The sequence below is a fragment of the Kocuria sp. ZOR0020 genome (genome assembly GCF_000800955.1).
Lineage (GTDB): Bacteria > Actinomycetota > Actinomycetes > Actinomycetales > Micrococcaceae > Kocuria > Kocuria subflava.
This window is the reverse complement of sequence record NZ_JROX01000313.1, coordinates 1-12,832: the sequence shown is the minus strand read 5'-3', so window position 1 is coordinate 12,832 and position 12,832 is coordinate 1. Positions and strand designations below refer to the sequence as shown.

Here is a 12,832-nt window from a genome sequence, read left to right as displayed (position 1 = left end):
ACGAGCACTGATGGTCGTGCACCCCGCCCTGAGCCGTTCTTTCAGTCCTGAACCGCGGCCCTCATGGTGCGCAGTGCCACGGACAGGGCAGCCAGATCACCGGCGGGGTCCCCGGTGTTGCTGGCGGCAATGTCCTCCAAGGTGGAGCGCAGTCGCGCCAGTTGGGCCTCGCTGACGGATTCCCAGGCCTCCACACGGTCCTCCGGGCTCTGCCCGTCCACACGCAGCGCCTGTGCGGCCATGGCCACCAGGGTGGAGTAGACGTCCTCCCGCATGGAGATCCGGGCCAGTGCCTCCCACCGGGTGTTCTGTGGAAGTTCACCGATCCGCTTGAGCAGGGACTCAATGTTGAAGCGGTCGTAGAGCAGGAAGTAGACCCGGCCCACAACTTCCAGGTCCTCACCAGCCTGGGTGCCCAGTCGCACCACGTCCAGCAGCGGGTAGGAGTCCAGCATCCAGGACCACTCGCGGGCCAACCCCTCAGGCACACCCTGCCGTGTGGCGATCGCCAACAACTCATCATCCCGGGATGCGGATTCATGGCCCAACAGCACGGTGTCGCTGCTGCGCAGGGCAGCAATGGGCTCGTAGCGCTGGATGACATCCGTAATGGGGTGAGAGGTCTCGTCCCGGCTGATGAGCCACCGCACGGAGCGGTCCACCAGGCGGCGTTGATCCTGCAGCATCCGCACCCACAGTTCGGTGGGAATCTCCGCCGAAAGGTGTGCCACCTGGTCCAGGTAGGGGTCGACGTCGAAAATCGCCACCGTGGCCAAGAACGCCTTGGCAAGATCAGCCGGTGTGCAGGAGGTCTCGTCCATCGCCCGGAAGGCGAAGGAGGCCCCACCCACGTTGATCATGTGATTGGCCACCATGGTGCACAGGATCTGGCGCCGCAGAGGGTGGGTCTGAAGATCCTCCCCAAAGCGTTCCAGAACCGGTGCCGGGAAGTAGGTCTCCACTACCGTTGAGGTCCAGGGGTCCTCGGCCAGATCAGAATCGATCAGAGCTTCCGAGAGCTGGATCTTGGCGTAAGCCATCAGCACGGACAGCTCCGGGGAGGTCATGGTTTCCCCGGCGGCAATCCGTTCCTCCATGGGTTCCGTGTCCGGCAGGAACTCGATGGCGCGGTCCAGATCCGCCGCCTCCTCCAACCAGTCCATGAGGCGCTCATAGGTGACCATGTAGTCTGCGGCCTTCCACCGGTCCACGGTCAACGTGACGTTCTGTGCCACGTTGGTGCGCAGCACCAGGTCCGCCACGTCATCCGTCATGGATTCGATGAACTCCGCGCGGGCCTCGGCCTTGAGTCGCCCGGCGGTGACCATCCGGTCCACCAGAATCTTGATGTTGACCTCACGGTCGGAAGACTCCACGCCACCGGAGTTGTCGATGGCATCCGTGTTGATCAGCACCCCGTTGCGTGCAGTCTCGATCCGGCCCAGCTGGGTGACGCCAAGGTTGCCGCCTTCGCCCACCACCTTGACCCGCAATTCCTGGCCGTCCACGCGGATGGCGTCATTGGCTTTGTCTCCGACCTCCGCGTGGGTCTCCGTGGAGCCCTTGATATAGGTGCCGATACCGCCGTTGTAGAACAGGTCCGCAGGTGCCTGGAGGATGGCCCGCATCAGCTCAATCGGAGACAGCTGCGTGGTGGACTCCGGAAGTTCCAGCAGTGCGCGGACTTCTTCCGAAACCGGCACGGACTTGGCCTCGCGGGAGAACACGCCACCGCCGGCGGAAATCTTGGCGGAGTCGTAGTCCTGCCAGGAGGAACGTGCCAAACCGAACAAGCGTTCGCGTTCTGCGTAGGACACTGCAGGATCCGGGTTGGGATCCAGGAAGATGTCCCGGTGGTCAAAGGCCGCCACCAGTTTGATGTGTTCGGACAGCAGCATCCCGTTGCCGAACACGTCCCCGGACATGTCTCCCACACCTACCACGGTGAAGTCCTGGGTCTGGGTGTCATGACCGAGCTCAAAGAAGTGCCGTTTGACGGACTCCCAGGCGCCGCGTGCGGTGATGCCCATGGCCTTGTGGTCGTAACCAACAGAGCCACCGGAGGCAAAGGCATCCCCCAGCCAGAATCCACGGTCCAGGCTGATGGCATTGGCGGTGTCGGAGAACCGGGCCGTGCCCTTGTCCGCTGCCACCACCAGATAGGAGTCGTCCCCGTCCTTCCGGACCGTGCGAGCAGGTGGGACGGTGCGGTCACCGGCCCCACCGGCGTCGTCGTTGCCAGAGGATCCGGCAGCGATCTCCAGATTGTCCGTGACATCCAGCAGCGCGCCCACGAATTCCTTGTAGGCTTCCTCGCCTTCAGCAGCCCACGCCCCGCGATCCACGGAGGGATCCGGCAACTGCTTGGGGAAGAAGCAGCCCTTGGCACCGTTGGGGATGATCACCGCGTTCTTGACCATCTGCGCCTTGACCAGGCCCAGGACCTCCGTGCGGAAGTCCTCGCGGCGGTCCGACCACCGCAGGCCACCGCGGGAGACCGGACCAAAGCGCAGGTGAGTGCCTTCCACCCGCGGGGACCAGACCCAGATTTCGAACTGCGGCCGCGGAAGCGGGGCAGCCGAGATGCGCTGGGGGTTGAGCTTGAGGGCAATGGTGGGCCGGTCCGTCTGATAGGCGTTGGTGCGCAGCGTGGCATCCACCACCTCCACCAGCGTCCGCAGGAAACGGTCCGCATCCAGGGTGGGCACTTCCTCCAGGGCTGCTGAAACCGCCTCCCGGGCCTCCTTCCGAGCCTGTTGACGCGCCTGATCATCAGCGGCGCCGTCGTGAGTCAGGAACCGGTCCGGGTCGAAGGAGGTTTCAAACAGCTCCACCACGGCCCGGGTGACCCCCGGGTAGCTCAGCAACGTGGCTGCCATGAACTCGAAGGAGTGCGGGACCCCCAGTTGCAGGAGGTACTTCACGTAGGCCCGCAGCACGGCAATGGTGCGCCAGTGCAGGCGTTCCACCAGCACCAGGCGGTCCAGGGCATCCGATTCCGACTGCCCGGAGAGCACAGCGCACAGGACTTCCTCAATCAGGTCCTCGGTCCGGGCCTCAGGCGGCCCCACCGGGTCCACGCCTGCCGGCAGCTCCACGCCGAAGTCGTAGAGCTGGAACTCGCGACCATCAGCGGGGGTGATCTCGTAAGGCTTCTGATCCACCACGGTCATGCCCAGGTTCTGCTCCATGGGCAGCATTTCCGTCAGGGTCAACCGGCGGGTCAGGTACACGTTCAGGCGCACCTGGTCCTGCTCCCCGTCAGAGACCGTGGCCACGCGCACCTCAGCGGCTTGTTCCGGTTCCTGGCCGGAGAGCATCTCGCAGCGCTGGAGATCGGCCACGGCTTCATCAATCTCGTAATCCGCCCGGTACGCCGGGGGGAAGGCTTCAGCCCAGTTGTAGGCGTACTCGCGGGCCTGCTCACCGGAGAACTCCGCCCCGATGGCACGCACCAAGGCATCCGGCCAGGAACGCACGGCGGAGCGCACCCGTGATTCCAACTCTGCCATGTTGACCGGGGGTGGGGTGTCCCCGGGCAGGCGTAGCCGGAAGAACACCCGGGCCAGTGCGGAGGAGGACAGGCGCACCTGGAAGTCCACGTCCGTGGCACCGTAGGTGTCCGTGAGGACATCGGAGATCCGCTGCCGCACGGAGGTGTTGTACCGGTCCCTGGGCAGATAAACGACGGCGGAGACGAACCGTCCGAACAGGTCCGGGCGGACAAAGATCTTGGTCACGCGCCGCTCATCCAGGCCCAGGACACCGCGCGCCACCTCGGCAAGCTCGTCCACGGACATGTGCAGCAGTTCGTCCCGGGGGTACTCCTCCATGATGCTCAGCAGGTCCCGAGCCGAATGGGAGTCCTCACGGAAACCGAACTGGGTGGCCACCGCCTGGATCTTGTCCTTGACCCAAGGAGTTTCACGGGCCGGGGTGGCATAGGCCTTGCGGGCGAACAACCCAATGATCAGGTGTTCGCCGTCCACCTGGCCGTTCGCGTTGAACCGGCGGATGCCGATGTAGTCCAGGAACTCACTGCGGTGCAGTTCCGAGCGGGTGTTGGCCTTGGTGACAAACAGGGTTTCCGCGTCCTTGGCGTGTTCCTGTGCCTGCTGAGTGAGTTGACGCCGGTACGGATTGCGCCCGGATTCGCTCAACAGCCCCAAGCCCGTGTCCGGACGGGATTCCAGGTACAGCTGTTCATCAGGGCCGTTGAGGTCGTACTCCTTGATGCCCATGAGCACAAAGTTTCCGTCCAGCATCCACCGCAGGAAGTCCTGGGCGGCAGCCACGTCCCCCAGGTGCAGCCCGTCCTGCTCATCCCGCCGGGCCAGTCCGTCCAAGGAGACCACCAGGTTCTGCACGGAGTCCCGCATGGCCTCATGGTCCCTGGCGATCACAGCCACATCGGCAAGCACAGGGTGCAGTTCGCTGATGAGTTGGGCTGCGGCGTCCTCGTCCAGTTCCCGGGTCAGGACCACCTGCACCCAGGACTCCATGGCGGCCCGCTCCCCCAGGCCACCGACGGCAGGGATGGTCTGAGTGTCCCCGCTGGAATGAGCCGCGAAATTGGGGACCTCCATGACCGAACCCAAGCCACCGTCCTCATCCCGGGTGACCTGCAGGATCGGGTGAACCACCAGGCGAGCGCCGCCCCACTTCTGGGCGATCTGGGTGTTGATGGTAGAGACCACGTAGGGAACGTCCTCCGTGACCACGTACAGGACGGCACGCTGAGCCTCCCGGTCCACGTGGATCAAGGTCTGCCCGGGAGCACGGGTCTGTGCCACCCGGCGGTGCTTGTTGGCCCGCTCGGTCAGGGATTCGCTGGGCCGGGAGGCCAGATCCTCCGGGGAAACACCCGCGTAGTAGGCCCGCATCCACGCGTTGTCGCCTGCGAACTGCGGAGCCTGAGCCACCACGGGAATCGCCACCGTGTGGTCATCTACCTCTGCACGGTACTTGTCCTGTGTCACTACTCGATCACGCCTTTGTGAGGGATGGTGAGGTCACGCGCCGCGCTGGTGGAGCCGCCGCGGACGTTGGGTACCTCACTCACACTAGCCGTCCACGCGCCGTTGCGAAGGGACACATCTTGGGATTCCCTTGTGCTGTGGAGAAACCCCCAGCACAGCCACCATTCGACCTCCAGTCCCACCGGGGCGGGCGCGGGCAGTGGACGGAAAGTTCCCTCTACGCCTTTGCCCGTTCCCTGGAACTCGGGGTGACCACCTTGGAACTGGACACTCACCTGACACAAGACGGTGTGGTCCTGGTGTGGCATGACCACACCGTCGAGACCGCAAAGTGCCAGGACACCGCCCCGGCAACCCCCAATGACCCCGACTTCCCGTACGTGGGAGACCGCGTCCGAGACCTGACCTACGCGCAGATCCAGACCTTGGACTGCGGTTACCAACAGCTGCCCGGCTATCCGCAGCAAATGGTGGTGGAGCGCAACAGGATTGCCACTCTGGAGCAGCTCTTTGAGCTGGTGCGCGATCACCGTGCGGATGGTGTGAGGTTCAACATCGAGACCAAGGTGGAGGACCCCTCCAACGCCGCTGAACGTGATGCCTTGGTGGATGCCGTTCTGGAGCAGATCTACACCAACGGTTGGCCTGAGCGCACCCAGTTGCAGTCCTTCGACTGGGCAGCACTGGACCGTGCCGCACCCGTGGCCCCGGAGTTGGAGCTGGTGGCTCTTGCCGAGGCAGAGAACCCCGGGGGCGCAGGTCTCACACCACAAGAGGTGGCTGACCGTGGGTACGACGTCTGGTCACCTCAGCACGTAGTGCTGACGCAGGCCAACATTGCTCAGGCACATGATCTGGGTCTGAAAGTGGTGCCGTGGACCGTGAATGACCCGGCGGACATGGCCAGGCTGATGGACTGGGGTGTGGACGGCCTGATCACCGATTACCCGTGGCAGCTGCGCCAGCTGATGCAACAGCGTGGCATGCCGCTGCCCGCGGCTTACGCCGCACAGGATCAACCGTCTGATCCCCAGGCCCGCCCGGGCAGAAGCGGCACCGCGCCCGGCAAGGCCCGCCCCGCAGAATCCCCTGCCTCCACCGGAGGCCCGGACAGTCCTGGCCGGGAGCACGGTCACAGCCAGGGCCGCGGCCCGGAGCACAAGCAGGGCCCCAAACAGGGGCAGCACGGCGCAGGGACTCCCGGCCGCAACTGAGCTGGGGTTCAGGACGCCGTGGCTGCCAGGAGGTCCTGATCCACAGGAACCACTTCCGCGTTGGCCACGCGTTTGGGTTCCGTGTTCTGCAGGTGGGCCACGGTGAAGCGGATCAGCGCACCGTGGGCCACCAGCAGGATGTTGCGCTCCGGGAATTGGCCGTGCACCTCATGAAGGACCTCCAATGCACGCTCCACCACCTGATCTTCCGGTTCGGCCACCTCCAGCAGCTTCTGGTAACCCTCTGGGGAGATCTCCGCAATGCTCTCGCCTTCATTGGACCCGAAGGACCGCTCCACCAGGCCCTGGTACATGGGTCCAAGCTCAATGCCGAGTTCCTGGGCCACAATGCGCCCGGTTTCCCGCGCCCGGCTCAGCGGTGAGGTGACCACCAGGTCCCATCCCGGATCTTCGTCACGCATCAGGTGTGCCGCGTCCACCGCTTGTTGCCGGCCCGTGCTGTTGAGCGGGATGTCGGACCCGCCCTGCAGCCTCTGGGCCCGGTTCCAGTCGGTTTCGCCGTGGCGCATGAATGCGAGCATGCAGATTCCTCCTGCGGTGGTGGGCTCTGGGGTTGTCGGCGGCCTCGGACATAATTGCCCAATGAGCGCGCCGTCAGATGTCTCCCCCATTCTCCCCGACTCCGCAAGCACAGCCCACGAGCCCAGCCGTAGTTCCTCCCGCTTGATCTACGGTGCCATGGCCTTGGGCGGGTCCTGGGACCTTTCGGCCCTGACTGACGACGACGTCGCCACCGGGTTCCGTGCCCTGGATGCTGCCGCGGCTGCGGGTCTGACGGAGATCGACCTGGCGGACATCTATACCGCCGGCAAGTCGGAGTCCGTGGTGGGTCAGTGGCTGGCCGAGCGCGCCGGCCGGCGCGAAAGCGTCACGTTGCAGACCAAGGCCGGCATCCGGATCCCTGGGAACACGGCGGCAGATGACGCCCCCATGCACTACCGCCTGGATGAACACACGCTGCGCGGCGGGTTGGAAGGATCCTTGACGCGACTGGGCGTTGAGTCGGTGGATCGGTTCCTGATTCACCGGTGGGATCCCCTGGCTGATCCCACCCAGGTGGCAGCTGTTCTGGATCAGCTGGTGGATGACGGCCTGACCGCGGCTTTGGGCATCTCCAATGTGTCCTGGCACCGGATCCGGGTTCTTCAAAGCCACCTCCGCCACCCGCTGGAAGCCGTTCAGGTTCAGCTCAGCCTGGGTCACCGGGACTTTGTGGAGCGCCAGATCCTGTGGGACCACCCGGAAGGCTCAGGAGTGGACTTCGACGAATCTCTGTTGGAGAACTGTGCCGCCGCAGGGATCCAGGTCCAGGCTTGGGGAGCACTGGACCAGGGCCGGTACACTCGCAGCCCGCAGGACAGCACTGACCCGGCCACTGCTGAGTTGACCGCCGCCATTGCCGCAGAGATCGGCACTTCTGCGGAGGCGGTGGCCCTGGCGTGGATCATGCGCCTTCCGCAACGCATCCGGCCTGTGATCGGTACCAGCAACCCGGAGCGGATCGTGGCCTGCGCACAAGCACTGGACGTCGTGGACAAGCTGACGCACGAGCACTGGTACGCGCTGCTGAATTCGGCCCGCGGCCACAACGTGCCCTGAGCACGGCACACCACCACAAGCCTCATCGCACAATGGCGGCAGCGCGGGCCGCCACCACGCATACTGACAGTGCCCGCAGTCCGCATGGCACCGTTCACGATTGGTTGGAGACACCATGGATTCAGTTGTTCTGAGCACTCTGCTGTATTCCGCAGCCGGTGCCGCCGCCTATGGGCTGGTGGGGTTGGTCCTGCTGGCTGCCGGCTACTGGGTGATCGAGCTGCTGACCCCGGGCAAGCTGCACCACGTGATCTGGGCCGAACGCAACCACGGCGCCGTCCTGGTCCTGGGAGCCTCCATCCTGGCCATGGCCCTAATTGTGCGGGCAGCCATCCTGGCCTCTGCCTCCGTGTTGTGGCTGGGTCTGGTGACCACCTTGATCTACGGGTTGATCGGTCTGTTGCTCATGGCGGTGTCGTTTTTCCTCATGGACCTTCTGGCGCCGGGCAAGCTGGGCGAACTGATTGTGGACAACGATCACAAGATGCACCCGGCTGTGTGGGTCACCGCGGCAACTCACCTGGCCGTGGGAATTGTGGTGGCTGCAGCCATCGCCTGACCCCCGCGGAGTTTCCCCACCTCCACGGGTGTACCCCTCTTGTACCTGCGGCGTTACGCAGGCGCCGTTGCGCAATCGTTGTGCAATCGTTGTGCAACGCTCACCTCACGGATCACCTGCGCCAATGCCCTGTTCACTGCCATGTGTGCCGTGAATCATCAGGCAACTTGCTTGCAGGCAGCACCGAGCGCACGTAATTTGCAAAAAAATCGTGCGCGGCGGTGATCGCCTGGCTGTCCCCCCCGCAGCCCCGTGCATGGTGAGAGGAGCTTGACCTTTGAACACCCCTTCCCCGGTGACGCACCACTTGGACCGCACACTACCCACGCCTGTTCCGGCAGCACACACCCCGGCCTATTCGGAAGCCTTGAGCTTTGGCCCCCGGGTGGATCTGGGTCCCGCTCTGGCCTCCACGGTTGTGGTCATGCCCACGGGAGGCCCCGGTGCGGCCGCAGAAGTCACCGTGGAACTGCGGTTGGTGGGCACCGGGCACCAGGTCATCATCACCGTGGACGAGCATCAGTGGATGGAGACCTTCACCGTCCCCGGCCCTGACACAGCCCACCTGCCCGTCACCCAGCGCCAGGACGACCCCCTCAGCGGAAGCTTGCTCTATCAGGCGCATTGCACCGTGACCCAACACTCCCCCCGCGGTTTCGCCCGCCAGCGTCAGAAGGTGGAGCATGCCTGCAACGCTTCGGCAGGCTTCACCTCCCACCAGGTGGATGCTGCCGGTACCGCAGGTGCGGGTTTGTGCGTGTTCGGCTTCAACGACGACGACGAAATTCTGTGGCGTTCCTGGCACGTTGCCCCCGGTGAGAACCGCTTGGTCCAGACCACCAGCACCGTGTGGCTCTCTGCCATCGGGGCGGGGCTGCGCCGCGCCAGTTGAGTCCTCCGCTGCTATCGTCCGGAACAGGTGAGTCGGCCCTCACGGTCCGGCCAACAGCAGGAGGATGAATGCACACGTCAATCGCCACGGTCTGCCTCTCCGGCACCCTTGAGGAAAAGCTCCAGGCTGCCGCTTCAGCCGGGTTTGACGGAGTGGAGATCTTCACCCAGGACCTGGTGGTCTCCCCCACCTCACCGGACCAGATTCGTCGTCGTGCACAGGACGCCGGGTTGTCCCTGGACCTCTACCAGCCCTTCCGCAACGGCGTGGAGTTGGAAGCCCATGCCTTCCAGGACAGCTTGCGGCGCCTCAACCGCACCGGCGAGCTGATGAATCAGCTGGGCACGGACACATTGCTGGTGTGCTCCAACGTGGCGGGCAGTGCCGTTGCGGATGATGCCCTGGTGGCCGAACAACTGCACCAACTGGGGGAAGTGGCCCAGGAACATGGGATCCGCCTGGCCTACGAGGCCCTTGCCTGGGGCACCCACGTCAACACCCACGATCACGCCCATCAGCTGGTGATGGATGCCGATCACCCCGCTGTGGGGACATGCCTGGACTCGTTCCACATTCTCTCCCGGGGGTCTGATCCAGCCAGCATCGCGCAGATGGACCCGCAGAAGCTGTTTTTTGTCCAGCTTGCTGATGCCCCGCTGATGCACCTGGATGTGCTCTCCTGGTCACGCCACCACAGGGTGTTCCCCGGTGAAGGTGACTTTGACCTGGTGAATCTGATGTCCCACCTGGTTCGTTCCGGTTACAGCGGCCCGGTCTCCCTGGAGATCTTCAACGACTCCTTCCGCCAGGCTGACGTGCACCGCACCGCCGTCGACGGCCTGCGATCCCTGCGGTGGTTGGAGGACCAGACCCGCCGTGCGTTGGCCGGAGAAATGCACGACGGCGCCGTCCGGGACCGGGTTGAGCTGCAAGCCCTGCCGGAAGCATCAGCACCATCGGACTGGGATTTTGTGGAGCTGCGCACCACCAACCTGGGGCACACCACCCGGCTGCTGCACCGCCTCGGTTTCCGGTTGGGTGGTCACCACCGCAGCAAGGACGTCCAGGTGTGGCTGCAAGGACCGGTTCGTGTGGTGGTCTCAGAGGCCGGCCACAGCACACGGCGTGAACCGCACGTTGACCCCCGCGCGCGCTCCGAGCACCAGGCCGTGGCTGAAGTCTCCGGGCTGGGGTTCCACGTGGAGGACCCCGCGGCCGCGTTTGCACGCGCCGTGGAACTGGGCTCCACACCCGTGCCCCGCGAACAACTCCCCGGGGAGGTGACCCTGCACGGGGTTTACGCTCCGGACGGCACGGAGATTTTCTTCGGCACCGGCTGTGCTGATGGCCTCCCGGAGTGGCTCAGCGAGTTCGGGGTGGAGGAAGACCCCCTGGGGGCAGGCGATCTGATCACCGGCATCGACCACGTCAACGTGGCCCAGAAGTGGCAGCACTATGACGAAGATGTGCTGTTCTACACCTCAGCACTGGGCCTGACCTCCACCCCGGCGCAAGAGGTCCCCGGCCCCTCCGGGCTGGTGCGCTCCCAGGTGATGTGCAGCCCGGACCAAACCATCCAGCTGCCGCTGAACCTGGCACCCACCGCCGCGGAACATGGATCCTTTGTGGGCGTGGCCTACCCCGAACACATTGCTCTGGCCAGCACAGACGTGCGTGAAGTGGCCCGCCGTGCCCATCGCCGCGGCCTGAAGTTTCTGGGTATCCCGGAGAATTACTACCAAGATCTGATCACCCGATTCGACCTTGACGCCCAGACCGTGGACGAACTACGGGAACTCAACCTGCTCTACGACCGTGACGACCACGGAGACTTCCTGCACTTCTACACCCGCACCCTGGGGGACGTGTTCATGGAAGTGGTTGAACGCCGCGGATACACGGGCTTTGGCGCAGAGGATGCACCGGTGCGTCTGGCGGCCCAGTACCGGCTGCAGCAGTCACACCAGGGGTGAGCACGCGGCGTCGTCGTGGGATGGAGTCAAGAAGCCGGTCTCAGCCACCCGCTGCCAACGGACCCGCCTCAGCGGAACAGGGACGGGCCGGCCCACGGCTCCAGCGCCTCCTGCTGCTGCTTGGTCAGGCGCAGCACCCGCTGCTCGGCCGGGTCAAAAAACGCCAGCTGGGTGTGGGCGCGGACGCAGACCTGACCGGTGGCGGCGTCGTGAATCTCCAGGCCCAGGACCAATGCGGCGCCCGCGGCGCGAACCACCCGCACCCTGACCGGGGCCGGGGCGTTGCGGTACTCCAGCGCTTTGTCGTACTTGACCCGGTGCTCAGCAACCAGGGCTTGGGTGCCCTCCGGAAGGGTGTCGAATATGGGGACCACCGGAGGCACAACCTGGTGACCGGCACCCACCGGAACACCAAAGGCCGCAATACGCGCCTCCTCCAACATGCGCACCACTTCCACGTTGTTCACGTGCCCGTAGGAGTCCATGTCCCCCCAGCGCATGGGGATCCGCACCACGGTCCCGGGGCCGTTGTCCTGACCGGCGGCCGCGATGTGGGCACTTGCGGGGGTGTGAGGAAGATCTTGCGGGTTGGGCGTCGTCATGGGTGGGACGGTCTCCTTATGATTCGTAGCTGGGTGTGAGCACCGAGTCGGCCACCTGGACCTGGCATTCGTGAGGTCCGGGCCGCATGGGACCAGCCAGCCCAAGATTAGCCCCGGTCGGGCGGGGCTTGGGGAAGGGGCATTCAGGTTGCAGGGGAAGAACCGCACCGTTCGTGTTGTGGGCACCGCCGTTGGTTCGGTGGTTGCTCTGACCTGCGCGTGGTTGCTGGTGTGCACCGGTGTGCTGCTGCACCCGGATGTCACGGAGCAACCGGAACCCGCGGATGCCCTTTTGGTGCTGGGACCCCCCGATCCCACGCGAGTTGCCATGGCGGCCCAGATCATGGAAGCCGGCCTGGCACCCGTGGCAGTGGTGGCAACACCGGATCCTGTGCCGGGCACCTGGCCCTCGGATGCCGAGTTCATTGAGAACCGCCCATACTGCAACGACCCTGACCTCCCCTACGAGGTCATCTGCTTCAAGCCCGACCCCTCCACCACGCAGGGCGAGGCCATGAAACTGCGGGAGCTTGCCGATGAACGCGGATGGGACAACGTGATTGTGCTGACCTACCGCCCGCACGTGGCACGGTCCCAAATGATTGTGGAACGCTGTTTTGACGGCACCACCCAGTGGCCCACCTTTGACTATCAGGAGAACTACTCCCTGTTCAGCCGCGCCACATGGCGGGAGTACATCTACCAATCGGCTGGCTTCCTCAAGGCCTGGGTCACCCCCGGCTGCGACACCCAACTCCCCTGGCATCCCAAGACCGGGTCCTGAGCCTGGTCCCCGCGATGGGGCCGGGTGGCCGTGTGTCTGGTGGGTGGGCCGCGGCGTCGTCGATCCCCCACCCCTCCCACAACGACGCCGCCCCTCACCACCCGCTGCGCCCTCGATTGGCGTCTTGGGTTCAGTGTGGGTATGATTTTCGTCGTTGCCCAGCGAGGAAGATCCCCGCTGAACACCACGCGCGAGTGGCGGAATAGGCA

At 65.0% G+C, this 12,832-nt stretch carries 9 protein-coding genes; 6 read left to right on the top strand and 3 right to left on the bottom strand.

Features of this window, described 5'->3' with window-relative positions:
* Nucleotides 1–41: 41 nt before the first annotated feature.
* Nucleotides 42–4,979: an NAD-glutamate dehydrogenase domain-containing protein gene (locus tag L979_RS13435; RefSeq protein WP_047692710.1), complete on the bottom strand. Its 4,938-nt coding sequence runs from the start codon at nt 4,977–4,979 to the stop codon at nt 42–44.
* A gap of 137 nt (nt 4,980–5,116) precedes the next feature.
* Between L979_RS13435 and L979_RS13430 the strand changes: the two genes are divergently transcribed.
* A complete protein-coding gene (locus L979_RS13430; protein WP_231559553.1) occupies nt 5,117–6,193 on the top strand; it encodes a glycerophosphodiester phosphodiesterase family protein in 1,077 nt (358 codons plus the stop codon).
* A gap of 8 nt (nt 6,194–6,201) precedes the next feature.
* Here L979_RS13430 and L979_RS13425 read toward each other — a convergent pair whose 3' ends face one another.
* Nucleotides 6,202–6,735, bottom strand: a complete 534-nt coding sequence (locus L979_RS13425) for a histidine phosphatase family protein (protein ID WP_047692708.1) — start codon at nt 6,733–6,735, stop codon at nt 6,202–6,204.
* A gap of 61 nt (nt 6,736–6,796) precedes the next feature.
* On the opposite strand from L979_RS13425, the gene L979_RS13420 reads away from it, so the two are divergent.
* From L979_RS13420 to L979_RS13405, 4 genes are all read left to right on the top strand, one after another.
* Complete coding sequence (locus L979_RS13420; RefSeq protein ID WP_081994541.1) at nt 6,797–7,813, top strand: aldo/keto reductase; 1,017 nt, start codon at nt 6,797–6,799, stop codon at nt 7,811–7,813.
* Between the two features lie 115 nt (nt 7,814–7,928).
* Nucleotides 7,929–8,372 carry a DUF350 domain-containing protein gene (locus L979_RS13415; protein ID WP_052209904.1) on the top strand — a complete coding sequence of 148 codons (444 nt, stop codon included), beginning with the start codon at nt 7,929–7,931 and terminating at the stop codon, nt 8,370–8,372.
* Nucleotides 8,373–8,649: 277 nt separating this feature from the next.
* On the top strand, nt 8,650–9,264 hold the full coding sequence (locus L979_RS13410; RefSeq protein ID WP_047692706.1) for a DUF2617 family protein: 615 nt from the start codon (nt 8,650–8,652) through the stop codon (nt 9,262–9,264).
* Nucleotides 9,265–9,332: 68 nt separating this feature from the next.
* Nucleotides 9,333–11,237 (top strand): bifunctional sugar phosphate isomerase/epimerase/4-hydroxyphenylpyruvate dioxygenase family protein, encoded by a 1,905-nt coding sequence (locus tag L979_RS13405; protein ID WP_047692704.1) that lies wholly within the window; start codon nt 9,333–9,335, stop codon nt 11,235–11,237.
* Between the two features lie 68 nt (nt 11,238–11,305).
* Here the strand turns inward: L979_RS13405 and L979_RS13400 are convergent, their stop codons facing one another.
* Nucleotides 11,306–11,839, bottom strand: coding sequence for a thioesterase family protein (locus tag L979_RS13400; RefSeq protein ID WP_081994540.1), 534 nt, complete (start codon nt 11,837–11,839; stop codon nt 11,306–11,308).
* Nucleotides 11,840–11,987: 148 nt separating this feature from the next.
* Between L979_RS13400 and L979_RS13395 the strand changes: the two genes are divergently transcribed.
* Entirely contained in the window at nt 11,988–12,623 is a 636-nt protein-coding gene (locus tag L979_RS13395; protein ID WP_052209903.1) for a YdcF family protein, read from the top strand.
* Nucleotides 12,624–12,832 lie beyond the last annotated feature (209 nt).

Excerpts from the sequence above, each read along its gene's own strand:
- L979_RS13425 (WP_047692708.1), bottom strand. The coding sequence starts at position 6,735 with ATGCTCGCATTCATGCGCCACGGCGAAACCGACTGGAACCGGGCCCAG.
- L979_RS13420 (WP_081994541.1), top strand. The coding sequence starts at position 6,797 with ATGAGCGCGCCGTCAGATGTCTCCCCCATTCTCCCCGACTCCGCAAGC.
- L979_RS13415 (WP_052209904.1), top strand. The coding sequence starts at position 7,929 with ATGGATTCAGTTGTTCTGAGCACTCTGCTGTATTCCGCAGCCGGTGCC.
- L979_RS13405 (WP_047692704.1), top strand. The coding sequence starts at position 9,333 with ATGCACACGTCAATCGCCACGGTCTGCCTCTCCGGCACCCTTGAGGAA.
- L979_RS13400 (WP_081994540.1), bottom strand. The coding sequence starts at position 11,839 with ATGACGACGCCCAACCCGCAAGATCTTCCTCACACCCCCGCAAGTGCC.